The organism is Synechocystis sp. IPPAS B-1465 (assembly GCF_003015225.1).
Taxonomy (GTDB): Bacteria; Cyanobacteriota; Cyanobacteriia; order Cyanobacteriales; family Microcystaceae; genus Synechocystis.
Genome location: NZ_CP028094.1, coordinates 795924 through 821819, shown reverse-complemented (window position 1 = coordinate 821819; position 25896 = coordinate 795924). Strand labels below are relative to the sequence as shown.

Sequence of the window (25896 nt, the reverse complement as noted above, 5' to 3'; positions counted from 1 at the left end):
CACGAAAACTCTTCTTTTATAGTTAAAGGTATTGTAATGAATCAGGAAATTTTTGAAAAAGTAAAAAAAATCGTCGTGGAACAGTTGGAAGTGGATCCTGACAAAGTGACCCCCGATGCCACCTTTGCCGAAGATTTAGGGGCTGATTCCCTCGATACAGTGGAATTGGTCATGGCCCTGGAAGAAGAGTTTGATATTGAAATTCCCGATGAAGTGGCGGAAACCATTGATACCGTGGGCAAAGCCGTTGAGCATATCGAAAGTAAATAAATTCCGGCCATAGCCCCGACTCCCCCCATAGATCTTTGGAGCCGAGTTCTCGGACGGTTTAAGCCACTGTTTAGGACTGCCCCAATGCCGGTTTTGGGTTTATCAGTTTGCCCCTCGGGCTAGGCCCTGGCCCCGTCGCTGTATCTTTGCGGAGAACTCCAGGGGAGTCCCCTCCCCGATTCTATCTATTAAGTACCATGGCAAATTTGGAAAAGAAACGTGTTGTTGTAACGGGATTGGGAGCCATCACCCCCATCGGTAATACTCTCCAAGACTATTGGCAAGGCTTAATGGAGGGTCGTAACGGCATTGGCCCCATTACCCGTTTCGATGCTAGTGACCAAGCCTGCCGTTTTGGAGGGGAAGTAAAGGATTTTGATGCTACCCAGTTTCTTGACCGCAAAGAAGCTAAACGGATGGACCGGTTTTGCCATTTTGCTGTTTGTGCCAGTCAACAGGCAATTAACGATGCTAAGTTGGTGATTAACGAACTCAATGCCGATGAAATCGGGGTATTGATTGGCACGGGCATTGGTGGTTTGAAAGTACTGGAAGATCAACAAACCATTCTGTTGGATAAGGGTCCTAGCCGTTGCAGTCCTTTTATGATCCCGATGATGATCGCCAACATGGCCTCTGGGTTAACCGCCATCAACTTAGGGGCCAAGGGTCCCAATAACTGTACGGTGACGGCCTGTGCGGCGGGTTCCAATGCCATTGGAGATGCGTTTCGTTTGGTGCAAAATGGCTATGCTAAGGCAATGATTTGCGGTGGCACGGAAGCGGCCATTACCCCGCTGAGCTATGCAGGTTTTGCTTCGGCCCGGGCTTTATCTTTCCGCAATGATGATCCCCTCCATGCCAGTCGTCCCTTCGATAAGGACCGGGATGGTTTTGTGATGGGGGAAGGATCGGGCATTTTGATCCTAGAAGAATTGGAATCCGCCTTGGCCCGGGGAGCAAAAATTTATGGGGAAATGGTGGGCTATGCCATGACCTGTGATGCCTATCACATTACCGCCCCAGTGCCGGATGGTCGGGGAGCCACCAGGGCGATCGCCTGGGCCTTAAAAGACAGCGGATTGAAACCGGAAATGGTCAGTTACATCAATGCCCATGGTACCAGCACCCCTGCTAACGATGTGACGGAAACCCGTGCCATTAAACAGGCGTTGGGAAATCATGCCTACAATATTGCGGTTAGTTCTACTAAGTCTATGACCGGTCACTTGTTGGGCGGCTCCGGAGGTATCGAAGCGGTGGCCACCGTAATGGCGATCGCCGAAGATAAGGTACCCCCCACCATTAATTTGGAGAACCCCGACCCTGAGTGTGATTTGGATTATGTGCCGGGGCAGAGTCGGGCTTTAATAGTGGATGTAGCCCTATCCAACTCCTTTGGTTTTGGTGGCCATAACGTCACCTTAGCTTTCAAAAAATATCAATAGCCCACCGAAAAATTTCCCGAACCGTGGGAAGATGGTAGCAATTTGGCCTGCCTTGGCCCCTACCATTACCGCCCCCCGGTGGATATTGACCCAATTATTGCTAGTTTATTTTTCCAAACATTATGGTCGTTGCTACCCAGTCCTTAGACGAACTTTCTATTAATGCCATTCGCTTTTTAGCCGTTGACGCCATTGAAAAGGCCAAATCTGGCCACCCTGGTTTGCCCATGGGAGCCGCTCCTATGGCCTTTACCCTGTGGAACAAGTTCATGAAGTTCAATCCCAAGAACCCCAAGTGGTTCAATCGGGACCGCTTTGTGTTGTCCGCCGGCCATGGCTCCATGTTGCAGTATGCCCTGCTCTATCTGCTGGGTTATGACAGTGTGACCATCGAAGACATTAAACAGTTCCGTCAATGGGAATCTTCTACCCCCGGTCACCCGGAGAATTTTCTCACTGCTGGAGTAGAAGTCACCACCGGCCCCTTGGGTCAAGGCATTGCCAATGGTGTGGGTTTAGCCCTGGCGGAAGCCCATTTGGCTGCCACCTACAACAAGCCTGATGCCACCATTGTGGACCATTACACCTATGTGATTCTGGGGGATGGTTGCAATATGGAAGGTATTTCCGGGGAAGCCGCTTCCATTGCAGGGCATTGGGGTTTGGGTAAATTAATCGCCCTCTATGATGACAATCATATTTCCATTGATGGTTCCACCGATGTGGCCTTCACCGAAGATGTGAGCAAGCGTTTTGAAGCCTACGGTTGGCACGTGCTCCATGTCGAAGATGGCAATACCGATTTGGCGGCGATCGCCAAGGCTATTGAGGAAGCCAAGGCCGTAACCGATAAACCTTCTATGATCAAAGTCACCACCATCATTGGTTACGGTGCGCCCAATAAATCCGATACCGCGGGCATCCATGGGGCTGCTTTGGGCACTGATGAAGTGGCCGCCACCCGCAAAAACTTGGGTTGGGATTATGCTCCCTTTGAAGTGCCCCAGGAGGTGTTGGACTACACTCGCAAAGCCATTGAACGGGGAGCCAGCTACGAAGCGGAATGGAACCAAGCCTTTGCCCAATACAAAACCAAATATCCCACTGAAGCGGCCGCCTTTGAACGGCAACTGAGCGGTGCTTTACCGGAAGGTTGGGACAAAACCCTAGCTAGCTTTACCCCCGATCAAAAGGGTTTGGCCACCCGGAAATATTCCGAGGAATGTCTCAATGCGTTGGCCCCCGTATTACCAGAGTTAATTGGTGGTTCGGCGGATTTAACCCACTCCAACCTAACGGAACTTCACTGCTCTGGGGATTTCCAAAAAGGAGCTTATCAAAACCGTAACGTCCACTTTGGGGTACGGGAACATGCCATGGGGGCTATCTGTAACGGTATTGCTCTCCACGGTTCTGGGTTACTACCCTTCGGTGCTACCTTCCTAATTTTCACCGATTACATGCGGGCCGCCATTCGCCTTTCGGCCCTTTCCGAGGCAGGGGTAATTTGGGTCATGACCCACGACTCCATTGGTCAAGGGGAAGATGGTCCCACCCACCAACCCATTGAAGTGCTGGCTTCCCTCCGGGCTATTCCCAACTTGACTGTGATTCGTCCCGCCGATGGCAATGAAACCTCCGGTGCCTACAAAGTGGCGATCGCCAAAGCGAAGGAAAATGCCCCCACCCTGTTATCCTTGACCCGGCAGGCGGTACCCAATTTGCCTGGAACTTCCATTGATGCCGTGGCCAAAGGTGCCTATACCATTGTTGATTCTGAAGGTGTTCCTGAGTTAATCTTGATAGGTACGGGTTCCGAAGTACAACTTTGTGTGGCTGCTGCTGAAAAGTTAGCCGCTCAAGGCAAGAAAGTCCGGGTAGTTTCCATGCCTTCCTGGGAACTGTTTGAAACCCAGGATGCCGCCTACAAAGAGTCAGTGTTGCCAAAGGCTGTCACCAAACGCCTTTCCGTAGAAGCCGCCACCAACTTTGGTTGGCACAAATATGTGGGCACGGAAGGAGATACAGTTAGTATTGAAACATTTGGTGCCTCGGCGCCCGGCGGGGTTTGCCTCGAGAAATTTGGTTTCAGCGTTGATAATGTGCTGGCCAAAGCTAAAACTCTCCTGAGCTAGTCCCTCGCCCCCAAGCTTAAAACTCCTCACTGTCCCCTCTCCTGATTGTTAGGGGGCTTTTTTTTGTCCAGAAAAGATCAGCCGGTATGAAAATTTAACGGAGGCAATACCTTAAAATAAGGTAAACAACTGTGAAGAAACTTAAAGAAAAACTCTATGGCTGTCCATTTGCCGTCCTCTGCTACCCGTTTCAGCAAAAATTTTGTCTGGCTTTTGGCCGCTAGTTTATCTTTAATGCTGTGGTGGGGCCCGGCGAGCCCGGCCCAGGCGGTGAATAATCCTGAGTTGTTGCCGAAGGAAAAAACTCCCGTGGTGGATCTCGCCAACTTTTTACCGGAAATCCAAGAAGCTCAGTTAATCGACGATCTAAATAGTTTTGAAGTAGAAACGGGATGGAAATTGCGGGTGTTAACCCAGTACGACCGGAGTCCAGGGCGGGCGGTGATTCCTTTTTGGGGCCTAGACGACAAAAGTATTTTATTGGTGGCTGATGCAAGGGGGGGAAATTTATTAGCCTTTAGTATCGGGGATGAAGTGTATGAGTTGATGCCCCGCACCTTTTGGATTGAGATGCAGGCTCGTTTCGGCAATATGTACTACATTCGAGATAATGGCGAAAATCTAGCTATCACCGAAGCGCTGGAAACAGTTAAAGGTTGTTTGCTCAAAGGTGGTTGTAATGTGGTGCCTGGACTGCCCAGGGAACAGTGGATTTTAACCTTGGTAACTTCCATTGTGGGGGGATTGATTTTTGGCTTTGCGGCCATTCCCCGATCGCCGAATCAGACCTTTGCGTGGCAATGGGTGTTGATTATGTCGCCTCTGTGGGGAATTCTGGTCATTGCCTTTGGTATTGGCCCCGTTGTCACCCGCACCAGTGATTTTTTGCCTCTGTTCCGCAATTTAATGGGCTTTAGCCTGGGTGCCCTGGTAGCGTACCTTTCTCCCATGTTTAGCCAGATCAATAACAATCCCCAAACTTAAGCATTCAACCAGGGTGACTATGATGGAAAAAACGGAAATTATGGCGCATTCCCCCATGGTCACCACCAATTCTCCCACCCGAGTTGCCATTCTTGAAAATGGCGATCACCTCAATCGTCAAGAGTTTGAGCGAATTTATGCTGAATCTCGAATCAAAAAAGCTGAGCTAATTGAAGGAATCGTCCACGTGGCTTCTCCCCTCCGTCACACTTACCATGGTCAACCCCATAGTCAAATCATTGGTTGGCTAATAACTTACCAAGCCCAAAGAACTGGACTAGCGGTTAGTATTGAGGCCACTGTGCGGTTAGACGATGAAAACGAACTTCAACCTGATGCTATTCTTTTTCGCTTAGGGGGGAATGCCCAGATAGATGAAGATGACTACATCAGCGGTGCCCCGGAGTTAGTGGTGGAGATTGCCGCCAGCACTGCTTCCTACGACCTCCATAGCAAAAAACGAGTTTACGAAAACCATGGGGTGAAAGAGTACATTGTTTGGCGCACCATCGACCGGGAAATTGATTGGTTTGTGCTAGTGAATGGAAAATATGAACGCCTGAGTCCCGACGACAATGGATTGATGGCCAGTCAAGAATTTCCAGGCTTAGTGCTCAATACCCCTGCTATGTTGGCCAACAATATGGCCGATGTGATTACTACCCTTAACAGCTTCTCCCGTTAGTCCAAACAGCAAAATTTGGGCAACCAAAAGGAATTTCATAGTAATATTCAGCGGCACTTACCCTCTTTTAAGCAGAAAAAAGCTATGGACAGAGTTGCCCTGGTTCCGCCCAGAAACGCGCCCGACAATGGCTCCTTTCCCCGACCCAATTCACCTGCCATCGATCGCCAATGGGGATAAAATCTACCCTGGTTTGGTGCCCACTAACGGAATCATCACAACTACCCATTTGGGTGAGCAAAACAGCGACGGAATTATCGCCAACCACAGTGGCCGTCGCACTCTTGGAGCGGAAACAACCGAAATTCCCTTCCCCTAACTGCTGGGGCAACAAAGGTTGGCCGTAGAACTGTTGGATGAGTTGATTTGGACTAGTAAGTGTATTGAGATTAGACCATTGCCAAAATGTCCGTTGGGGAAGTTCTGTAAAAGGGACAACGGCAAACATTTGGCGATCGGGCAGATCAATTTGCCCGTCCCACTGATTGCCAGAATTTTGGTCGCCTTGGGCCGTAGCAGGCAGAGCCAGGGAAATCGTACTGACCAGGCCAAATGAAATTAATGGTCGGCAAAGGATGAAAAATTTCATATCCATGACAATGATTAGACAATTGCGCTGAATTTATCAGAAAATCTGTCAGCAAAGTTAGTGATGTACCAATGATGATACCAGGGAGATTCCCGGTAGGATAATTAGCCCCCCAGCATTTGTAACTGGTACAAACTAGCGTAAAGCCCCTTGAGGTCTAATAGTTGGTCATGGTTGCCAGTTTCCACAATTTCCCCGTGTTTGAGCACGAAAATGCGGTCTACATTGCGAATGGTCGATAAGCGATGGGCAATGATGATGGAAGTACGATCCTGGAGCAAATGTAACAAAGCCGCTTGAATATCCGCTTCAGTGCGGACATCTAGGCTAGCAGTGGCTTCATCCATCACCAATACATAGGGTTCCCGAATGGCCACCCGAGCAAAGGCTAGTAACTGTTTTTGTCCCCCTGACAAATTACTACCCCGTTCCCGTAATTGGGTGTGGTAACCCTGGGGTAATTCTTCAATCAGGCGATCGACGCTGGTTAATTGGGCTGCCCGTTGCACTTCTTCCAGGCTGTATTCTTCCCCTAGGGTAATGTTCCGTTTCACGTCCCCGGCAAAGAGGAAACTATCTTGGAGAATGACGCCAATAAAACGGCGCAGTTGCTGTTGGGACAGTTCTCGAATATCAATGCCATCGACTAAAATGCGACCCCGGGAGGGATCGTGCAGGCGACACAGTAGACGAATAATCGAACTTTTTCCTGCCCCCGTTGGCCCCACTAGGGCGACTTTTTCCCCGGGTTTGATGGTGAAGTTTAAATTTTTCAGCACGTACTCGTCTGGTTTATAGCCAAACCAAACATTTTCAAAGCAAATTTCCCCATGGCTACCCCGCAAAGCACCATTGATTTCAATGGGGGTAATCACCGCTTGATCTTTGATTTCTACCGGTTCTTCCATTAATTCCCCAATGCGCTCGATCGCCGTAAAGCCCGATTGAAACATGGTGAATTTATCCGCAAACTGTCGCAGGGGATTAAATAGCCGTTGTCCGTACAGAATAAACGCCGCCAACACCCCAAATTCCAGATTATCCCGCAAAATTAGCCAGCCCCCCAAACCCAGCACCCCGGCGATCGCCACTAAACTGATCCATTCCAAGGTGGCCGACACAGCAGAGTCATGGAAAATAGTTTTATCCACTGCCCGACGATATTTTTCATTCACGCGACGAAAGGAACGACTGTTTAACTCTTCCCGACGGAATAATTGCACCACATTGATACCGGCCACATTTTCCTGAAGCTGGGAATTAAGGCGGGATAACTCTTCCCGAGCTTGGTAGTTAGCTTTGCGATATTGTTGCTGGAAATAAATAATCAACACAGTCACCGGCACCAACATCCCCACCAGTAGCAGGGCCAACTGCCATTGCACCCAAAAAATAGTCACGATGATAGCCAGAATGGAGACAATGTCACTGACCACACCGATCGCCCCACTGGCAAATACTTCCCCTAATGCCTCCACGTCACTGGTGATACGGGTTACCAAACGGCCCACAGGGGTACGGTGAAAGAAGTTTACCGACAAAGAAGTGACATGTTCAAATAAATCCTGACGCACATCGGCGGTAATTTCCTGCCCCATTTTTTGCACAATAAAGCCCTGTAACCCCAAAAATAGCAACCGAATGACAATGGTGACTGCCAAGATAATCACTAGGGTATGTAAGGCCCTATCCAATGGCATGGCATCCAAAAAGCCCCAGGCTGGTTCCTCCCGCAACAGGGAAACTGCTTGCCCAATGATTAGGGGTTGCACTGCTCCAGAAAAAGCCACAGGAATCAGTAAAACTAACGCCGCCGCCAGTTCCTTGGGATAGCGCTTGACGTAAGGAAGCAGACGCAATAACAAGCGCCAATCATTATCAGACGGGGGAGCAGCAGGGGACGGGGTCATGGAGAAAGAAATGATTGACAGGGAAACTGACTAATATGTTCAAATGGAGAGATTTCGTAACGGGAAACCCGATTTACCTTTGGTCTAACAAGGTTACATAAGTCTTAAAAGCAAGCGACCATTTCCCAGCTCGCCAGGACTTAGGCAATGGTTGAGCAAGGCAAAAGGCCATTCTACTTTCACAAATCTAACCCATCTATCCCCCTAGGGTTTAAGGCGATCGCCCAACGGTGAAGTTGTGGAGGCGGCGAGAGACTTGCAAGTAGCAGTTAATGCCAACAATTCACGGTCGTCGGTTTGCTCGAGCCCAAGGATTGCCACGTAAGGCTCACCAGCCAATCCAAGAGCTTTGGCGAACGCAGGTTCGGTTTTCAAGCCAGAACGTTTCAATTCCGTCACGGTTGATTTTAGACTAGGAGACAAAGCCAGCAACCGCTGTTCAACCCGAAAATGCCGTACGCCCCACTGTTTGTTTGTCGGAATTGGCTGGCAGAAAATCTCAACGTCCCATTCAAACGCATTGAACTGAACAATGATGGATTCATGATTTTGAAAAGTTCCGTGTCGAATTTGAAAGCCATCTTGAGATTCAAACTGACGCGTTGCGAATCCTGCGAATCGGTCAAGATCGTCACAATAACAAGCAATGTCGATATCGCTGTTGGACACATCAATTCCAAGCGGCGGCGTTCCGATCACGATTGGATCGAATATACGCAGATTGGCCAGCAGGTCAAGATTCTCAATTGCTTTTTCGTAAGGGATTCGCATCGGGAATGAATAACCCCGCCGCAAGCATCGGGGTATCGAAAGAATTTAGAAGAGACTTAGTTGAAAGTTTTGATGTAGCCGCAAATAGTCCTTTCCTTGTTTTTGCACATATTTGGTGACCGTATTTTCATCCCCATGTTTGCCCACCGTACTTGTGAAATAACCATCACCGCCATATCGTTATCTATCTGAAACTCTCGGAAATCTTTGGGCCAATTTAACTGTTAATCCTGATTACACTTGTTCTCCAGAGCGTAACCAGAGGGTAAAAGTTGAGCCTGGTTGGTCTGGGTCGCGAGATAAACCGTTGGGGCTAGTGACGGTGATTTTGCCCCCCATCTGGGCTACCAAATCCGCCACGATCGCCAAACCCAAACCAGTGCCATTAATGGAGCCTCGGCCCTGAACACCACGATAATTACGCTCAAAAATTTTCTGTTGATCCTCCGGGGGAATGCCATAACCCGTGTCGGCGATCGCCAATGTGGCCCAATCCATTCCGGAAGATGACACTTTTTCTAAGGCAAGACTAACTTCTACGAGGCCACCATTGGGAGTGTATTTAATCCCATTGTCCAAAAGATTATTAACCACTTCCCGCAAAGCTAAACGGTTAGCCATCACCACGGTATCAATCAAAGCAATTTGGGCTGTTAAAGTGATATTTCTCTCGGCGGCGATCGCCTGATGGGCCAGCAAAATGGGAGGCAAAACCTCCCCTAGGGAAAAATTGGCCAGAGGCATAGTTTCCACCCGGTCCGCCGGGGGCAAAACCTGAATTGTGGTCACTGGGGAACTTGACAACAGGGGCACGGCTTCGGGGCCTTGGGATTGACTTGCTTCAAAGCTTTGTAACAATTCCTGGAGGTGTTCCCCTTGGCGGACAATGCCTTCCACCACCTGTTGACTTTTGTTGTCCCCGTGCCAACGTTTGAGCAGTAGCTTACTAAAAGTTTTTAGGGCAGTGAGGGGATTGCGGAGTTGGTGCAAGAGGTCAGCCCAATGTTGTCGCTCCCACTGGTATTGTTGATTTTGTTCCTCCCAAGCCTGGCGATACCAATCCTGTTGTTGGTCCAATAGGCAGGCCACCGCTAAGGATTTGGCGATCGCCTCCAACTGCATCATTTCCTCCCCATGCCACTGGCCCTGACTGCGGTGAATTACCAACAGCCCCACCATTTCCTCCCCATAAACCAAAGGTAAAACCAAGCGCTTATCTGCATCGAAGGGAGGAGGTTCCAAACGACTACGACGACTTAACTGGCCTACCCCCACGGGAACTGCCGGCAAAGAAAAATCGTCCATCGGGGGAGACACCTCTCCTTGTGGTAGACTTATTAACCCATAACTTTCTGACTCAACCAGCGTTGAACCATGGGAAACCACCAGCGGCACCAATCCCTGTTCCGTTTCTTCTTGATTTAGATAAACGCCGCACCAGTCCACCCGCAATCCCTGTTGCAAAAGCCGAACCTGTGACTGACAAAGGGAAATTAACCCAGCACTGGGGGAATACATTGATGAGATGGAACCGGCCATGGGGCTTGTGGTGGGGCTAGACCCCAGAAATGTTAAGAAATATTAAGATTTGAATTGGTCTACTTATGGCCCTAGGGGGCAGTTTTAGGGGGTGAAACCCTACCTAAATGGTGTTTAGAATCAGCGATCCCCTTAGCGCCGCAAGGGCTTGAGGGGCTTGATATTTAGAATTAGACCGGATATAATCGGCACGGCTTTTGTAACTATCATTACAGCATATAGCTGAAATAGGAGGTAACTGGGTTGGCACGTAAACGCAAACGGAAGAGTCGTCGTCGTCAAGAAGGTCGTAAGATTTTGGAGCTTGTTCCTCAGTTTAATATTGAAAGCGGCGAGGATAAGCCTGTCACGGCCGCTCGTCGCTACATCCAAGCTAACGAAATTCAGCCCCCGGCCTTGCTCATTGTAAAACGAAATGAGCACACTACTGATCGATATTTTTGGGCCGAGAAGGGACTGTTTGGGGCCCAGTATGTGGAAGAGAATCATTTTCTATTCCCCAGTCTGCGGGAGTATCAACTACCCACCCCTAGCACCAAAACTCCTGTAGGCGCTGGAACTCGTTAACTGAGCGGTTTCTAGGCAATAGTATTGGTTTTGTCCGGGCTGGTCTCTCTTAGCAAGTTGACTCCAGATTAGGTTCTGGGGAAAAACTCTACCTGAACTGGGGGAAGAAGTGGTCTGTTTTCGCTTCCATTCCTGTCCAAGGAGCTCAGCTCCAACGGAATCATGTCATGTTTTGGCAACTGAGTCCACTCTAGCCTGCGGGTTGGGGTGGCTGTTGCTGTCCGTTAATAATGCGCCTCATCCCTCTTTTTTTCACAATAGATCTAGCCAAGAAAATTGAGAAATTGCTGGATCACAAAGGCATTGGCAATGTCGATGAAGAAGGCCCCCACCAAGGGTACAACGATGAAAGCCTGGGGAGCGGCGCCGAATTTTTCCGTCACTGCGGTCATATTGGCGATCGCCGTGGGGGTGGCCCCCAGGGTTAAACCGGAATAACCGGAGCAAACTACCGCTGCGTTGTAGTCACGCCCCATGAGGGGAAAAACAACAGCAATGCTGTAGAGCACTGTGGCCATGAATTGGACCAGGAGGATCAGGGCGATCACTCCGCCAATGTCGGCTAAGGTCCAGAGTTGCAGGCTCATCAGGGAAATGGCCAGGAATAGTCCCAAACTAACGTCGGAAATCAGGGCGAGGGAAGGGGTTTCCGCCGGCCAAGGGAATTTTTTAAAAGCGAGGGGAATGGTGTTGGTGAGCACGATCCCCGCCAGTAAACAGGAAACAAAGGCCGGCAACATTAACCCCAACTTAGCAACCAGATCGTTAATTTCATAGCCAAGACCGATGGTAACGCCAATGACTAAAATGGTGTGGAGCATGGTGTTGTAATCAATTTGCACATTGTCCTGATCTCGCCGGATGCCAATGGTCAAATCTTTAGTGTCACAATCCGGTTCTAACTTATTGCGGATAATTAAAAATTTGGCGATGGGGCCTCCCACAATGCCCCCGAACACCAGCCCAAAAGTGGCACAGGCTATGGCAATTTCCGAAGCATTACGGATGCCGTGGTTATCATAAAAAACCGGAGACCAGGCGATCGCCGTGCCATGGCCACCACTCAGGGAAATGGACCCGGAGAGTAAACCCACTGGTAACGCCTGCCCCAATAGGGAAGCCATACCCACCCCGACAAAATTTTGAATTACTAAAAAACTCACCGCTGTTGCTAAAAGAATCAATAGGGGTTTGCCGCCCTGGAGTAGGACTTTTAACTTGGAAGATAGACCAATGCAGGTAAAGAAAATAATTAAAAAAGCATCCCTAATCGGAAAATTGAAAGCTACTTCTGTGCGAAAAATACCGTAGATGAGACCAAAAAACAGGGAAGCTAGCACTCCACCGGAAACGGCATCGGGAATATTAAAACTCTGCAAAAACTTAATTTTTTTAGTGAGATATTTACCAATGTAAAGCACTAAAATTGCGACAATAATTGTCTGGCGTATGTTGAATTGAATAGTTTCCATAATCGCAAATTTCAATCTCTACGTGGTCACTGGTCTAGGATGGTTAACAGACAACCTTGGGCCCAAGTCAGAATGGTATACTAACAAGCCTGTAATCAACTGGGCTTAGGAGATCTTGGTCGTCGTGGCATCCCCATACAACGCTGGTGAAATCGAGCAAAAATGGCAACAACGCTGGGCTGAATGGGGGTTGGACAAAACACCGATCGCCTCTGATCTGCCTAAATTTTATGCCCTGTCCATGTTTCCCTATCCTTCCGGGAACCTCCACATGGGCCATGTGCGCAACTACACCATCACCGATGTCATTGCTCGGTTAAAACGGATGCAGGGTTACCAGGTGTTGCATCCTATGGGTTGGGATGCCTTTGGTTTACCGGCGGAAAATGCAGCCATTGAGCGGGGTATTCCCCCCAAGCAGTGGACAGAAAAAAATATTGCCCAGATGCGAGCCCAGTTGCAACAGTTGGGGCTTTCCATCGATTGGGAACGGGAAGTGGCCACCTGTGCCCCCGATTATTACCGTTGGACCCAATGGTTGTTTTTGGAATTTTTCCAAGCTGGTTTGGCCTACCAAAAAGAAGCCACCGTTAATTGGGACCCCATTGATCAAACAGTTCTGGCCAATGAGCAGGTCGATAGTGAAGGCCGCTCCTGGCGATCGGGGGCCATGGTGGAGCGTAAATTATTGCGGCAATGGTTCTTAAAAATCACCGACTACGCCGAAGCTTTACTGAATGATTTAGAGCAATTAACGGGCTGGCCAGAACGGGTCAAACTGATGCAGTCCCATTGGATTGGCAAATCCGTGGGGGCTTATTTGGAATTTCCCATCAAGGATAGTCAGGAAAAAATTGCTGTTTTCACCACCCGCCCGGACACGGTTTACGGCGTTACCTACGTGGTTTTAGCCCCAGAACATCCTTTAACCAAGGTGGTTACCACAGCAGAACAACAGGGCACAGTGGATGAGTTTGTCGCCATGGTGGCCAAAGAGAGTGAAATTGAACGGACAGCGGAGGATAAACCCAAGCGTGGTGTTAAAACCGGTGGCATTGCTATCAATCCCTTCAACGGAGAAGAAATTCCCATTTTGATTGCCGATTATGTTCTATACGAATACGGCACCGGCGCAGTGATGGGGGTTCCCGCCCACGATCAACGGGATTTCAAATTTGCCCAGGATAATAATTTGCCCATGCAAGTGGTGATTATTCCCGACGATGCCGATAACAGTGATGTGAATTTGACGGTGGCCTATACCGAAGCGGGGGTGATGGTTAATTCAGCTCAATTCACCGGTATGGCTTCCCCCAAAGCAAAACAGGCCATTATTAAATTCGCTGAAGATAATGATTATGGTCGGGCCAAAGTGCAATATCGTCTGCGGGATTGGTTGATTTCTCGACAACGATATTGGGGCTGTCCCATTCCCATCATTCATTGCGATGACTGTGGAGCAGTGCCCGTACCGACCAAGGATTTGCCGGTGGAGTTGCCAGATAATGTGGAATTTTCCGGTCGTGGCCCTTCTCCCCTAGCGAAATTAGAGGATTGGATTAACGTGCCCTGTCCCAGTTGTGGAAAACCAGCCCGGCGGGAAACGGACACCATGGATACGTTCATTGATTCTTCCTGGTATTTTCTGCGTTATGCCGATGCCCAAAACACTGAGTTGCCCTTTGATGGGGAAAAAGTTGCCCACTGGTTGCCGGTAGACCAGTATGTGGGGGGCATTGAACACGCCATTTTACATTTGCTTTATTCCCGCTTTTTCACCAAAGTTTTGGCCGATCGCCAGTTAATTCCCGTCAAAGAACCGTTCCAAAAATTGTTAACCCAGGGCATGGTGCAGGGTATTACCTACAAAAATCCCACCACGGGCAAATATGTGCCGGCCAAGGATTTGCAAACGGGACAACAGGTAATTGATCCCAAGGATCCAAAGGACCCCGACAGTGGGGAACCGCTACAGGTTTTCTACGAAAAAATGTCTAAATCCAAATTTAACGGTGTGGATCCCCAAGAAGTGTTGGCTAAATATGGTGCCGACACCGCCCGGATGTTTATCCTTTTCAAAGCCCCTCCAGAGAAGGATTTAGAATGGGACGATGCGGACGTGGAAGGTCAATTCCGCTTTCTCAATCGGGTTTGGCGCTTAGTAACCGATTACATTGGCGATCCCGCAGGGATCCGCTTCGCGGTGCGCCCCGAAACCTTAGTGACCAACGAGCCTTTAACTAAAGCGGAGAAAGATTTACGGCGGGCTATCCATGGGGCAATCAAAGAAGTGGCGGAGGATTTGAACGACGATTACCAGTTCAACACCGCTATTTCCGAAATGATGAAACTCAGTAATGCCCTAATTGCGGCGACGGATTTGATTTCTTTTCCCGTTTACCAAGAAGGCATTGAAACCCTGCTGTTACTCCTTGCTCCCTTTGCGCCCCACTTGACGGAGGAATTGTGGCATCGTTTGGGTCGTACTGACTCCATTCACCAACAGGCTTGGTTGCAGGTGGATCCCACTGCCCTAGTATTAGATGAAATTACGTTGGTCATTCAAGTGCTAGGCAAAACTCGGGGAACTATCACTGTTCCCGCCAGTGCGGATAAAACCCAGTTGGAAGAATTGGCCCGTAATTCTGATTTAGCCCAACGTTATTTGGAAGGGAAAACGATTAAAAAGGTAATTGTCGTACCGGGTAAATTAGTCAATTTTGTTATCACCTAGGGCTGATTTTACGGGGGAATTGCGCCAATGAAAAAAAACGCCGGCCAACAAGTTACCAGATCAAAACAGGAGTTGGTAATCAGATCTTTTTTTGGTCTATTTTTCCTCGCCCTGGCGATCGCCATTCTGGTGTTATCCACCCCGGCCAATAGAATGGGATCATTGTTTGCCGCCCTGATTATCGGTAGCTTGGGCGCAGACGAATTGATCAGTCTTCATTTACAAAGGCGATCGCTCCTATCCCGCATTGGGCCATTGCCATAAATTAGAGACAACTTTTTAGGCGACAACAGTTAAGTTTGAATCTTTGTAAGATTGGGAATCATACCTAATGGGATGGAAAACCATCTTTGTTGCACCGATGAATTCCTCCACCACGGTTTGGTCTATTGCCCCAGAAGCGGTTTACGAAAGGTTGGAGACGAGTCCCCAAGGTTTATCCGGCGAGGAAGCGGCCCGAAGATTGCAACGCTATGGACTGAACGAGCTGGCGGAACCGGTACAACGACCTTTATGGTTGCGTTTTGTTGATCAGATGACCCATTTCATGGCGTTATTGCTCTGGGTGGCGGGCATTCTGGCTTTTGTTTCCGGTACGCCGCAGTTGGGCTGGGCCATTTGGGCGGTGATTTGGATTAATGGTTTATTTAGTTTTAGTCAGGAATTTCGGGCCGAAAAAGCCCTGGCGACCCTCAAGAAAGTTCTCCCAGCCCAGGTAAAAGTTTATCGGGACGGCACTTTACAGTCTGTTCTGGCTAGGGAATTAGTGCGGGGGGATGTGGTGCAATTGGAAGAAGGCGATCGGGTATCGGCGGATTTGCGCTTAGTTTCAGCGGATAGTTTATACGTTGATGTGTCGGTGATGACGGGGGAATCCTTACCCGTAGCTCGTTTTGCCGAATCGGCCCAAATTCGAGAAGTTGTGCCTAAACGGGGCGGTCAAGTTTTAGTCCATGGGGGGGAAAGGGCACTGCAAGACCCGGTTAAAGCCCAGGAAATTCGCAATTTAGTCCTAGCCGGTTCCACCATTGCCACGGGGCGGGGAGTAGGGGTTGTCTATGCCACCGGAGCGGAAACGGAATTTGGCCATATGGCCCATCTCACCACCAATGTTAAGCGGGAACCCAGCACCCTGGAAGTCCAAATTAGCCAGATTGTGCGGGTAATTACCCTGATTGCCGTTGGCATGGGAGTTTTGGTGTTTGTGTTGGCGTCCCTGGTGACCCATCTGGAATTAAAGGAAAGTTTCATTTTTGCCATTGGCATTATTGTTGCCCTAGTGCCAGAAGGTTTGTTGCCCACGGTGACTTTATCCCTGGCCATGGGGGTACAACGGATGGCCAAACGTAATGCTTTGGTGCGGCGATTATCGGCGGTGGAAACCCTCAGTGCCACTACAGTTATTTGTACAGATAAAACGGGAACTTTAACTAAAAATGAAATGACCGTTCGTTCTCTTTGGATTCCGGCAACGAACCATGGCCAAACCTTAACGGTGCCAGGGGAAGGCTATGATCCCAGCACGGGCAAAATTACCTTTCCCCCAGGTAAAGATGAAAAGCAACAGGTTAAATTACTGCTCATTGGTTCCGCTCTTTGTTCCAATGCCCATTTGATTCATCCTTCCGGTTCCAGCCGTTGGCAAGAAATGGGAGACCCCACGGAAGCGGCATTATTGGTGGCCGCTCTGAAGGCAGATTTTGATTTAGAACAACTCCAGCAAGATTATCCCCGGCGCAGGGAAGTGCCCTTTGATTCCCGACGACGGATGATGACGGTGGTTTTGGATTGGCAAAAGGCTGGGGAAAATTTGCCTTTCCTTACTTCCGGCAGAAATGATTTGCCATGGGAAAATTTGGCTTTTACCAAAGGTGCTCCCCTGGAGGTGTTGCGCTGTTGTCAATCCATTTTAAAAGCCGGACAGGTGACCGAACTAACCTCCGGCGATCGCCAAATAATTACGGAGGCCAATGATCACTACGCCAAGGAAGGTTTTCGAGTATTGGGCTTGGCGGTTCGGGCCGACCATGAAAATTTACTAGAAGCATCACCCCAAACCCTAGAGCAACAATTAATTTTCGTGGGTTTAGTGGCCATGTTTGATCCTCCTCGGCCAGAAGTGCCTGAGGCGATCGCCCGTTGTCATGGGGCCGGTATTGCTATCACCATGGTCACTGGGGACTATGGCCTCACCGCAGAGGCGATCGCCAGAAGTATTGGTCTAGTCAAGGAAAAAGTACGGGTAGTGACTGGGGATGGGCTAACCCATTTGTCCGATGCCCAACTGCGACAGATTTTAAAATATCGTTCTGGTCTTATCTTTGCCCGCATGGCCCCGGAACAAAAACTACGCTTAGTGCAAGCTTATCAGGGCTTGGGGCAGATTGTGGCGGTAACGGGGGATGGGGTCAATGATGCTCCGGCATTGCGGGCGGCCAACATTGGCATTGCCATGGGCTTAAACGGGACCGATGTGGCCAGGGAAGCGGCGGATATTGTGCTTACCGACGATAATTTTGCCACCATTGTCAGCGCAGTGGAAGAAGGCCGCACAGTTTATCAAAACATCCGCAAGTTTATAACTTACATTTTGGCTTCCAATGTAGCGGAGTTAGTACCATTTTTAGCAATGATTTTCCTCAACATTCCCCCCGCATTACTAATTATGCAAATTCTAGCCATTGACTTAGGAACGGACATGGTTCCGGCCTTAGCCTTGGGTATAGAAAAAGCTGAAGTCGGAACGATGAAATTGCCTCCCCGCCAAAAAAATCAAGCCCTATTAGATCGTGCTTTATTGTTAAGAGCTTACTGCTTTCTAGGCATAATTGAAGCGGGTTTGGGCATGGCCGGATTTTTCTTAGTTTGGGGAAGTTACGGTTACGGATTAGCTGAGTTACAAGCCGTTACGACAAGTATTCTCCATCACACAGCAGATCCAATTTTAATGGCTATCTATGCCCAGGCCACCACCATGACCCTAGCAGTGATTGTGGCCTGTCAAGATGGAAATGTTTTTGCTTGCCGCTCAGAACGCACTTCTGCCTTCAAGTTAGGCTGGTTTAGTAATCCCTTAATTTGGATTGGCATTGCCACGGAATGGATGTTAATTTTGTCTTTAATGTATTTTCCTTCTCTCCAAGCTATTTTCACTACCACTCCACTGACAAATTGGCAGTTTGCTCTGCTTCTTTCCTGTCCTCCTTTATTGTTAGGAGCGGAGGAGTTACGGAAATTTAAATTCCTATGATCATAATGACTTGAATGACTACCATTGTCTTTACTTCACATCTTCTAGCTCATCCTGGTGAAAAAATTCTAATACATCAAGCTTAAGTAAATCCAATTGATTTGATGGTAGAGATTGTTCATCTTTTCGGTAATCTATGACCCACCATGTTTGCTTGAAGAAGTGGAGTGGAGCCAATCACCAAAAGGGTAAGTCTACCTCACCTTAAAAAGTTTTTACGATCGCCATTATTCTGCCAGTTGAAAATTGCCCTTACCAAGACGTTTGACTTTCATCAACTGATTATCTGCCTGTTCTACCCAATACTGGAGTGCTTCACCCTGGTTGGTAAATACACTGACTCCCCCCATACTCAAGCTGATTGCCATGGGTCCCGCAGATGTGGGTACTGGGTTTTGGGCAATGGTGGCTTGAATTCTTTCTAGGAGCACAGCGGTCTGCTCCCGACCAGAACCAGGCAGAATAAGCATGAACTCATCTCCTCCCCATCTGCCCAAAATATCGTAGGAACGAAGAACTGAAATGATTAAACGGGCACTACCCTGCAGAACCTCGTCTCCGACTAAATGACCGTGTTGATCGTTGATTTGTTTAAAGTTGTCAAAATCAATCATGACAATGGAAATAGGAGAATTTTTGCGGGTAGCGTACTCCCATTCCCGTTTTAGAAGAGTTTCAATGCCCAAACGGTTCCAGAGTCTTGTTAAGCTATCGACCATGGCCACCCTTTCAAGTTCATCCAGTTCTTGAATTAGCTGTATTTGAGCCTCCGATAGGGCGATCGCCGCCAGTTCAGACTCCACCATTTTGGAGAGGTCGTAGAGAATTTCCTGTTCTTCCGCCGACAATTCCCGGGGCACCCGATCAATGGCGCAGAGGGTTCCCACATGGATATCTTGACCCAAATTAAGGGGATAACCGGCATAAAATCGGATGAAAGGCTCGTCGGTTACCAAGGGATTGTCAGCAAAGCGTTCATCCTGGGTAGCATCCTCGACCAACAGTAATTCATCCCTGAGGATGGCGTGGGCGCAAAAGGCAATTTCACGGGGGGTTTCGGAAGCATTTAACCCTTGAATAGATTTAAACCACTGGCGTGATTCATCAACTATTGATATGGCGGCAATGGGCACTTTGAGGGACCGGCAGACCATACGGGTAATACGCTCAAATCTTTCTTCAATGGGAGTATCCAAAATATTGAGTTGCCTCAAAACTGCCAGGCGTTGCTCCTCATTTTGCGGTAATTTAGCTTCCATCCCTACATTTCCTGACTTTGCTGTGGCTGAATTTTTACTTTACTGAAACTTTACCTAAACCGTAAAAAATCTCTTGAACATGTGAGCCTTTAGCTCATTAGCCACGGTGATTGCAAGGTCTTCTAAAAACTGAACATCGTCGTCGGATATTTCCCTGGGCTTAGTGTCATAAACACAGAGAGTGCCCACATGGATATTATCGAGTATTTTCAGGGGGTGACCAGCATAAAATCGGACGTGGGGGGCCTCGAGGACAAGGGGATTGTCGGCAAAACGGAGGTCAGATAGGGTATCGGAAATAACTAGGGTGCGGTCCTCCAGAATTGTATGGGCGCAGAAGGAGACACAGCGGGGAGTTTCGGTTAAGTCTAAGCCCCGAATGGATTTAAACCATTGACGATTTTCATCAACCAAAGAAATGGCAGCTACGGGCATATCCAGCACCCGACATAATAGCCTAGTAATGCGGTTGAACTTTTCATCGCTTGGCGTATCAAGAATTTTAAGATTCTGTAGATGGGCTAAGCGCTGCTGTTCATTGGCTGGGATGGCCGCTTGTTGCATTGGCTGGGCAATTGTTGATTGAGTTGCGTTCCTGAATAGTTAGATCAATTAGTAATCACACCAATGGTGCGAGACCTGTGACCTTTTCCCATGTGCATACTCAGGATATCGCAAAGCTATGCTCAATCCCTGGATAGGGAAAAAAAGCTAATTGATGTCAGGTTTTAAACTTTAGTTTGGCGATCGCCGATAAAAAGTAGCACAGAACACAGTTAACTTAATCATCCCTAGCTAGGGTAGGGGATATTGTTTCTAGGGTTCCGATTCCTGGTGATGTGGGGAATGGCTGGTCCGAGAGAAACAGGCTAGGCTTTGTAAAGATTTTTGCCACTAGCTACACGGCGGGACAAAAGCCCGGGAGACTTTAATGACCAGTGCTTAGGTGTTGTCATTAATAACTCCTGGGCAGATTTTGTTGTTTAGCTAGTAACTACCTATGAGCGATGCCACCCCGTTTCGTCCCCCTTCTGAAGCTGAAGAAGCCTTAATCAAAGAAACTCGGCTACCCCTGACCGGTTGGCAGCAGGAGGTTGACCAAGGGCTAACCTATGGTTTAGAAGCCGCCGCCAGCATTAAAGACCGCTCCATCCCCACCTTTTCCCGGGGAGAATTGCCCCACTATGCGGGCATTAACACCTTCATGAAGGCTCCATATCTGGAAGATGTGCGGGAAGTCGGGAAATATGATGTGGCGATCGTCGGAGTGCCCCATGATTCTGGCACCACCTATCGACCAGGTACCCGTTTTGGCCCCCAGGGGATTCGTCGTATTTCTGCTTTGTACACTCCCTACAACTTTGAAATGGGGGTGGATTTACGGGAGCAAATTAGTCTCTGTGACGTGGGGGATATTTTCACCATTCCCGCCAACAATGAGAAATCCTTTGACCAAATTTCCAAAGGTATTGCCCACATTTTCAGTTCCGGAGCGTTTCCGATAATTCTGGGGGGTGATCATTCCATTGGTTTTCCTACGGTGCGGGGCATCTGTCGTCATTTGGGGGATAAAAAAGTCGGCATTATCCATTTCGATCGCCATGTGGACACCCAGGAAACGGACTTAGACGAACGGATGCACACTTGTCCCTGGTTCCACGCCACCAACATGGCCAACGCTCCAGCTAAAAACCTAGTGCAATTAGGCATTGGTGGTTGGCAAGTACCCCGCCAGGGGGTCAAAGTTTGTCGGGAACGGGCCACCAACATTTTGACCGTCACTGATATTACCGAAATGAGTTTGGATGCGGCGGCGGACTTTGCCATTGCCCGGGCCACCGATGGCACCGATTGCGTTTGGATTAGTTTTGACATTGACTGCATTGATGCAGGTTTTGTCCCCGGCACCGGTTGGCCAGAACCCGGTGGTTTACTACCCCGAGAAGCTCTGTATTTACTTAAACGCATTATTCGGGAAACTAACGTTTGCGGCATGGAAGTGGTGGAAGTTTCCCCTCCCTACGACATCAGCGACATGACTTCGTTGATGGCCACCAGGGTAATTTGCGACACCATGGCCCATTTAGTGGTTTCTGGCCAATTACCCCGCACGGAAAAACCGGCCTATATCCATGCTGAAGCGAACATGGCAGTGGATGAGCCCTGGCAATAGTAACTTTAACTTGACTAATTATTGCCAAATTGATGGCTCTGAAATAATCGGCGATCGCCTTTGGGAGAGGTAAAAATGCATGAAACAGACATGACCAAAGCCCTGATTATGACTATTCAGGATTGGTTTGATCAACAAGTTGAAAAACCCCAAATCACCAAGATTCACCTCCTAGTGGGTCAGTTTACCTGTGTGGAACCAGTGAGTTTGCAATTTGCTTTTGAAGTGCAAACCAAGCAAACCTTTTTAAATGGGGCGGAATTGGTAATCAAAGATGTGCCTTTGGTTGCCTACTGCCATACTTGCCAAACGGAATATAGTCCCGAAATTGGTTTGCAATATTCCTGTCCCACCTGCCGATCTCCGATGGATGACATCCGTTCCGGGCGGGAGCTAAAAATTGACCGCATTGAACATCATCAGTGCACTCCGGCTTAAGCCCTAACCCACCGAGACTAAATTTTTTATTAACTTGTCCACTGTTACTGCCAAGAAACTATGCACCAATCCATTGACACGGCGATCGGTCTAAATTTGCTCCACGCAAACCAGGCAGGTGCCGACCATAATCGAGCACATTTTGATGAATGGGGTATTACCTGTTTAAACCTAATGAGTAGCCCCGGAGCCGGTAAAACTGTTCTGCTCGAAAAAACCTTGGCCGCCCTCCAAAGTGAGTTAAAAATGGCGGTTATCGAAGGGGATATGACCACGGAATTAGACGCCGATCGCCTGCGGCAATATGGTAGCCCTGTAATCGCCATTAACACCGGTCGTTCCTGTCATTTAGATGCCAAAATGGTGGCAGGGGGAATTCATCGTTTACAGGAAGATTACAATCCTAAAGAATTTGATTTGGTGCTGGTGGAAAATGTGGGCAATCTAGTTTGCCCAGCGGAATTTGAAGTGGGGGAACATAGTAAAGTCGCACTACTCAGTGTCACCGAAGGGGAAGACAAACCCCTAAAATATCCAGTTATGTTCCAGGAAGCAGATTGTTTACTAATTACTAAAACTGATCTCATTCCCCATTTAGATATTGATCTAGAAAAATTAGCCGCTAACGTCCGTTCCATGAACCCCCATGTGACCATTATTCCAGTATCGGCTAAAACCGGAGAGGGTTTGGATACTTGGTTTAGTTGGGTTAAGAGTCAAGTTAAAGTACCGATGATAGTTTCTATCTAGAAATTTTTAAAAAGTCAAAATCAACACAGTAAAACTTTTCAATTTAGTTTTATATGTTATTAACAACTAGCGGAGAAAAATCGATGCCCAGACGTAGTTTAATTTCCTTAATTCTGATTTTTTGTAGCACCTTACTGTTAACAGTTAGTTGTGCCCAAACCCCAGAGCAATCCCAAACCTCTGCTCCGGTTCCCGAAGGACCTCCCATTGTCATTGGTTATAGCAACTGGGCGGGTTGGTGGCCCTGGGCGATCGCCGAGGAAGAAGGCCTATTTGCCAAAAACGGTGTCAATGTGGAAATGAAGTGGTTTGACGGTTATCTGGAATCCATGCAAGCCTTAGCCGCCGGGCAGTTGGATGGCAATAGTCAAACTTTAAACGACACCATTTCCTTTGCTGGGGAGGCAGTTAACGGAGAAGTGGCAGTACTAGTGAATGATAACTCCGCTGGCAATGACAAAATTATTGTTACCGCCGACATCAATACTGTTCAGGATCTCAAGGGTAAAACCGTGGCGATCGAAGAAGGGGTAGTGGATGATTTTCTGCTCAGTTTAGCTCTGGAAAGGGAAGGCATGAGCCGGGATGATGTGGTAATCAAGCCTTTGGAAACAGGGGCGGCGGCGGCGGCCTTTGCAGCGGGACAAGTGGACGCAGTAGGGGCGTTTCCTCCATTTTGGTTAACAGCTCTGAAACGGGAAGGCTCTAAAGAGTTAGTTACTTCCGCCGAATTTCCCGGAGCTATTCCTGACCTTTTAGTCGTGACAGAAAAATTAATTCAGGAAAAACCAGAGCAAGTACAAGCATTAGTTAACACCTGGTTTGATATTCGTAAATTCATGGAGGAAAATCCCGAAAAATCCGATGAAATTATGGCTAAACGGGCGGGGGTGAGCCAAGAAGAACTACAACTATTTAAGGATGGCACTCGCTTTTTAACTCTAGAGGAAAATTTAGAAGCTTTTAGCCCTGGAGATAGTATGGTGCACATGCCCTTTGCTGCCCAAAAAATGGCAGATTTTATGACTAAAGTCGGCTTTATTGAAAAAGCCCCTGACCTGACCAAGATTCTCGATGCTCAGTTTGTGAAAACCTTAGCTGGTAAGGCTTAGTTTTTACTTCGAGTTCTCATCTCCAACCAGTAATCGGAGGGATTTTGATTTTTCTTTGTGACAATTTGCTCACTCTGTTAGCCAATCAATTTCCCTAATACTATGACTATTGCCCAGGATAAATTATCAGATTATCCCTCTAAAGAATCCCTCAAGCCCACAGTTTTTTGGCGCATTGGTGGGGAAATACCCGAATCTCTCAAATGGTCGTTAATGTCCTTATCGATCATTATTCCTTTGGTATTGTGGGCACTGCTTTCATCTTTACCCACTGTGAGTGATGTTTTTCTGCCTTCGCCCCAGTCGGTAATTCAAGCCTTGATAAAGCTATTTAAGGATGGATTTCTAATCCAGGATTCCCTGACTAGTTTTGGGCGAGTAGTGGGGGGATTTTTTTTAGGGGGATTGGTGGCTATTCCCTTGGGGATTTTAATGGGGACATTTCCCAGCATACGTAGCCTAACAGAGCCAATTATTGGTGTGGTGCGTTACATGCCAGCCCCAGCCTTTATTCCATTATTAATTATTTACCTCGGCATTGATGAGGCTTCAAAAATTGCCTTAATTTTCATTGGGACAATATTTTTTAATACCCTGATGATTATGGATGCGGTCAAATTTATTCCCAAGGAATTAATTGAAGTTACCTATACCCTAGGGGGATTAAGGAAACAGATTTTGTTTAAGGTCATCACCCCCTACATTATTCCCAATATTCTTGACGCCTTTCGGATCAACATGGCGGCGGCTTGGAACTTGGTAGTGGTGGCGGAATTGGTGGCGGCAGACAATGGCTTAGGGAAGCGTATTTTGCTAGCTCAGAAATTTTTGAAAACCGATGAGATTTTTGCTTGCTTAATTGTTTTGGGATTAATTGGCTTTGCGTTGGATTTATCATTTCGCCTCATCCTCAGATTCACTTGTAAATGGTCTTTGGAACAATAAGTCAGATTTTTTCCATCATTACAAAACTATTAAATTAATTGTAAATAATAAAAACCATGCATCTAGAAATAACTGATTTAAATCGGGTGTTTGTCGGCAAACGGGGGTCAGTGGTAGCTCTAAAAAACATCAATATGCACATTGAAACCGGGGAATTTGTGTGTGCAGTGGGGGCTTCTGGTTCCGGAAAATCGACCCTTTTGAGGTTAATTGCTGGTTTGGATACTCCGACTTCCGGCACCATTAATGTGGATGGACAAAGGGTGACGGGACCAGGGGCTGACCGGGGTATGGTTTTCCAACATTACAGTCTTTTTCCCTGGATGACTGTGCGGCAAAATGTAGAATTTGGTCTCAAACTCCAAGGTTGCTCCCAAAAGGAACGCTTTGACACCGCTAGTTATTATCTGGACGTGGTGGGGCTAATTAATTTTTCTGAAGCTTATCCCAGGGAATTGTCCGGTGGCATGAAACAACGGGTGGCGATCGCCAGGTCTTTGGCTTGCCATCCAAAAGTCTTATTAATGGATGAACCCTTTGGCGCTTTAGATATTCAAACCAAGGAAAGGATGCATGAATATCTGATTGATATTTGGCAAAGACTGCAATGTAGCATTTTGATGATTACCCATGACGTGGAGGAAGCCGTATTTCTGGCCCAACGGGTTTATGTGTTGAGTTCCCGTCCCGGCACTATTCAGCGGGAATTAACCATTAATCTGCCGGGGGATGAAGAAACTCCGAAAAATCGGACCTATAAAATTAAGCGGGAACCAGAGTTTTTTAAATATAGCGATGAAATTTCTAGCCTATTGAGGGGTAGGGAAACGGAAGAAACGGAGGCGATCGCTAGCTAAAATTGGGG

At 48.0% G+C, this 25896-nt stretch carries 22 protein-coding genes and 1 riboswitch; of the genes, 15 read left to right on the top strand and 7 right to left on the bottom strand.

Features of this window, described 5'->3' with window-relative positions:
- The first annotated feature begins 36 nt into the window (after positions 1–36).
- From acpP to C7I86_RS03805, 5 genes are all read left to right on the top strand, one after another.
- Positions 37–270, top strand: coding sequence for an acyl carrier protein (acpP, locus tag C7I86_RS03825; protein ID WP_010871942.1), 234 nt, complete (start codon positions 37–39; stop codon positions 268–270).
- 197 nt (positions 271–467) lie between these two features.
- Positions 468–1718, top strand: coding sequence for a beta-ketoacyl-ACP synthase II (fabF, locus tag C7I86_RS03820; RefSeq protein WP_010871941.1), 1251 nt, complete (start codon positions 468–470; stop codon positions 1716–1718).
- A 122-nt stretch (positions 1719–1840) separates the two neighbouring features.
- A complete protein-coding gene (tkt, locus tag C7I86_RS03815) occupies positions 1841–3853 on the top strand; it encodes a transketolase (protein ID WP_010871940.1) in 2013 nt (670 codons plus the stop codon).
- Positions 3854–4009: 156 nt separating this feature from the next.
- Positions 4010–4837 carry a TPM domain-containing protein gene (locus C7I86_RS03810; RefSeq protein ID WP_010871939.1) on the top strand — a complete coding sequence of 276 codons (828 nt, stop codon included), beginning with the start codon at positions 4010–4012 and terminating at the stop codon, positions 4835–4837.
- A gap of 40 nt (positions 4838–4877) precedes the next feature.
- The gene (locus C7I86_RS03805; protein WP_228670068.1) at positions 4878–5522 is read left to right on the top strand and encodes a Uma2 family endonuclease; all 645 of its coding nucleotides are present in this window, start codon (positions 4878–4880) and stop codon (positions 5520–5522) included.
- Positions 5523–5604: 82 nt separating this feature from the next.
- Here C7I86_RS03805 and C7I86_RS03800 read toward each other — a convergent pair whose 3' ends face one another.
- The 4 genes from C7I86_RS03800 to hik2 all read right to left on the bottom strand — a co-directional run bounded on the left by C7I86_RS03800 (position 5605) and on the right by hik2 (position 10331).
- Entirely contained in the window at positions 5605–6117 is a 513-nt protein-coding gene (locus C7I86_RS03800) for a hypothetical protein (RefSeq protein ID WP_010871937.1), read from the bottom strand.
- 98 nt (positions 6118–6215) lie between these two features.
- Positions 6216–8021: an ABC transporter ATP-binding protein gene (locus tag C7I86_RS03795; RefSeq protein WP_010871936.1), complete on the bottom strand. Its 1806-nt coding sequence runs from the start codon at positions 8019–8021 to the stop codon at positions 6216–6218.
- A 204-nt stretch (positions 8022–8225) separates the two neighbouring features.
- Positions 8226–8792 carry a DUF4269 domain-containing protein gene (locus tag C7I86_RS03790; protein ID WP_010871935.1) on the bottom strand — a complete coding sequence of 189 codons (567 nt, stop codon included), beginning with the start codon at positions 8790–8792 and terminating at the stop codon, positions 8226–8228.
- Between the two features lie 234 nt (positions 8793–9026).
- Positions 9027–10331 (bottom strand): two-component system sensor histidine kinase Hik2, encoded by a 1305-nt coding sequence (gene hik2 / locus C7I86_RS03785; protein ID WP_010871934.1) that lies wholly within the window; start codon positions 10329–10331, stop codon positions 9027–9029.
- Between the two features lie 243 nt (positions 10332–10574).
- Here hik2 and C7I86_RS03780 point away from each other — a divergent pair, with 243 nt between their 5' ends.
- A complete protein-coding gene (locus C7I86_RS03780; RefSeq protein ID WP_010871933.1) occupies positions 10575–10898 on the top strand; it encodes a DUF3155 domain-containing protein in 324 nt (107 codons plus the stop codon).
- A 263-nt stretch (positions 10899–11161) separates the two neighbouring features.
- Here C7I86_RS03780 and gltS read toward each other — a convergent pair whose 3' ends face one another.
- Positions 11162–12370: a sodium/glutamate symporter gene (gene gltS, locus C7I86_RS03775; protein WP_010871932.1), complete on the bottom strand. Its 1209-nt coding sequence runs from the start codon at positions 12368–12370 to the stop codon at positions 11162–11164.
- A gap of 124 nt (positions 12371–12494) precedes the next feature.
- On the opposite strand from gltS, the gene leuS reads away from it, so the two are divergent.
- The 3 genes from leuS (at position 12495) to C7I86_RS03760 (ending at position 18354) form a co-directional block, all read left to right on the top strand.
- Positions 12495–15104, top strand: a complete 2610-nt coding sequence (gene leuS / locus C7I86_RS03770) for a leucine--tRNA ligase (protein ID WP_010871931.1) — start codon at positions 12495–12497, stop codon at positions 15102–15104.
- Between the two features lie 27 nt (positions 15105–15131).
- Entirely contained in the window at positions 15132–15368 is a 237-nt protein-coding gene (locus C7I86_RS03765; RefSeq protein WP_020861521.1) for a hypothetical protein, read from the top strand.
- Between the two features lie 67 nt (positions 15369–15435).
- A complete protein-coding gene (locus tag C7I86_RS03760; RefSeq protein ID WP_010871930.1) occupies positions 15436–18354 on the top strand; it encodes a cation-transporting P-type ATPase in 2919 nt (972 codons plus the stop codon).
- Between the two features lie 227 nt (positions 18355–18581).
- Here the strand turns inward: C7I86_RS03760 and C7I86_RS03755 are convergent, their stop codons facing one another.
- Both C7I86_RS03755 and C7I86_RS03750 read right to left on the bottom strand, forming a co-directional pair.
- Complete coding sequence (locus tag C7I86_RS03755) at positions 18582–19613, bottom strand: diguanylate cyclase (RefSeq protein WP_010871929.1); 1032 nt, start codon at positions 19611–19613, stop codon at positions 18582–18584.
- A 54-nt stretch (positions 19614–19667) separates the two neighbouring features.
- Positions 19668–20177 (bottom strand): GAF domain-containing protein, encoded by a 510-nt coding sequence (locus tag C7I86_RS03750; RefSeq protein WP_010871928.1) that lies wholly within the window; start codon positions 20175–20177, stop codon positions 19668–19670.
- 241 nt (positions 20178–20418) lie between these two features.
- A riboswitch (guanidine-I (ykkC/yxkD leader) is annotated at positions 20419–20540 on the top strand.
- Positions 20541–20613: 73 nt separating this feature from the next.
- Between C7I86_RS03750 and speB the strand changes: the two genes are divergently transcribed.
- From speB to C7I86_RS03720, 6 genes are all read left to right on the top strand, one after another.
- Complete coding sequence (gene speB, locus C7I86_RS03745) at positions 20614–21786, top strand: agmatinase (RefSeq protein WP_010871927.1); 1173 nt, start codon at positions 20614–20616, stop codon at positions 21784–21786.
- A 75-nt stretch (positions 21787–21861) separates the two neighbouring features.
- A complete protein-coding gene (gene hypA, locus C7I86_RS03740; protein WP_010871926.1) occupies positions 21862–22224 on the top strand; it encodes a hydrogenase maturation nickel metallochaperone HypA in 363 nt (120 codons plus the stop codon).
- Between the two features lie 60 nt (positions 22225–22284).
- Positions 22285–22974, top strand: coding sequence for a hydrogenase nickel incorporation protein HypB (gene hypB, locus C7I86_RS03735; protein WP_010871925.1), 690 nt, complete (start codon positions 22285–22287; stop codon positions 22972–22974).
- Between the two features lie 83 nt (positions 22975–23057).
- A complete protein-coding gene (locus tag C7I86_RS03730) occupies positions 23058–24086 on the top strand; it encodes an aliphatic sulfonate ABC transporter substrate-binding protein (RefSeq protein ID WP_020861520.1) in 1029 nt (342 codons plus the stop codon).
- A gap of 102 nt (positions 24087–24188) precedes the next feature.
- Positions 24189–25031, top strand: coding sequence for an ABC transporter permease (locus C7I86_RS03725; RefSeq protein WP_010871923.1), 843 nt, complete (start codon positions 24189–24191; stop codon positions 25029–25031).
- 56 nt (positions 25032–25087) lie between these two features.
- Positions 25088–25888: an ABC transporter ATP-binding protein gene (locus C7I86_RS03720; RefSeq protein WP_010871922.1), complete on the top strand. Its 801-nt coding sequence runs from the start codon at positions 25088–25090 to the stop codon at positions 25886–25888.
- Positions 25889–25896 lie beyond the last annotated feature (8 nt).

Bases quoted from the DNA above. Each gene is read 5' to 3' on its own strand.
- acpP (WP_010871942.1), top strand. From the start codon at position 37: ATGAATCAGGAAATTTTTGAAAAAGTAAAAAAAATCGTCGTGGAACAG.
- fabF (WP_010871941.1), top strand. From the start codon at position 468: ATGGCAAATTTGGAAAAGAAACGTGTTGTTGTAACGGGATTGGGAGCC.
- tkt (WP_010871940.1), top strand. From the start codon at position 1,841: ATGGTCGTTGCTACCCAGTCCTTAGACGAACTTTCTATTAATGCCATT.
- C7I86_RS03810 (WP_010871939.1), top strand. From the start codon at position 4,010: ATGGCTGTCCATTTGCCGTCCTCTGCTACCCGTTTCAGCAAAAATTTT.
- C7I86_RS03805 (WP_228670068.1), top strand. From the start codon at position 4,878: ATGGCGCATTCCCCCATGGTCACCACCAATTCTCCCACCCGAGTTGCC.
- C7I86_RS03800 (WP_010871937.1), bottom strand. From the start codon at position 6,117: ATGGATATGAAATTTTTCATCCTTTGCCGACCATTAATTTCATTTGGC.
- C7I86_RS03795 (WP_010871936.1), bottom strand. From the start codon at position 8,021: ATGACCCCGTCCCCTGCTGCTCCCCCGTCTGATAATGATTGGCGCTTG.
- C7I86_RS03790 (WP_010871935.1), bottom strand. From the start codon at position 8,792: ATGCGAATCCCTTACGAAAAAGCAATTGAGAATCTTGACCTGCTGGCC.
- hik2 (WP_010871934.1), bottom strand. From the start codon at position 10,331: ATGGCCGGTTCCATCTCATCAATGTATTCCCCCAGTGCTGGGTTAATT.
- gltS (WP_010871932.1), bottom strand. From the start codon at position 12,370: ATGGAAACTATTCAATTCAACATACGCCAGACAATTATTGTCGCAATT.
- C7I86_RS03765 (WP_020861521.1), top strand. From the start codon at position 15,132: ATGAAAAAAAACGCCGGCCAACAAGTTACCAGATCAAAACAGGAGTTG.
- C7I86_RS03760 (WP_010871930.1), top strand. From the start codon at position 15,436: ATGGGATGGAAAACCATCTTTGTTGCACCGATGAATTCCTCCACCACG.
- C7I86_RS03755 (WP_010871929.1), bottom strand. From the start codon at position 19,613: ATGGAAGCTAAATTACCGCAAAATGAGGAGCAACGCCTGGCAGTTTTG.
- C7I86_RS03750 (WP_010871928.1), bottom strand. From the start codon at position 20,177: ATGCAACAAGCGGCCATCCCAGCCAATGAACAGCAGCGCTTAGCCCAT.
- speB (WP_010871927.1), top strand. From the start codon at position 20,614: ATGAGCGATGCCACCCCGTTTCGTCCCCCTTCTGAAGCTGAAGAAGCC.
- hypA (WP_010871926.1), top strand. From the start codon at position 21,862: ATGCATGAAACAGACATGACCAAAGCCCTGATTATGACTATTCAGGAT.
- hypB (WP_010871925.1), top strand. From the start codon at position 22,285: ATGCACCAATCCATTGACACGGCGATCGGTCTAAATTTGCTCCACGCA.
- C7I86_RS03730 (WP_020861520.1), top strand. From the start codon at position 23,058: ATGCCCAGACGTAGTTTAATTTCCTTAATTCTGATTTTTTGTAGCACC.
- C7I86_RS03725 (WP_010871923.1), top strand. From the start codon at position 24,189: ATGACTATTGCCCAGGATAAATTATCAGATTATCCCTCTAAAGAATCC.
- C7I86_RS03720 (WP_010871922.1), top strand. From the start codon at position 25,088: ATGCATCTAGAAATAACTGATTTAAATCGGGTGTTTGTCGGCAAACGG.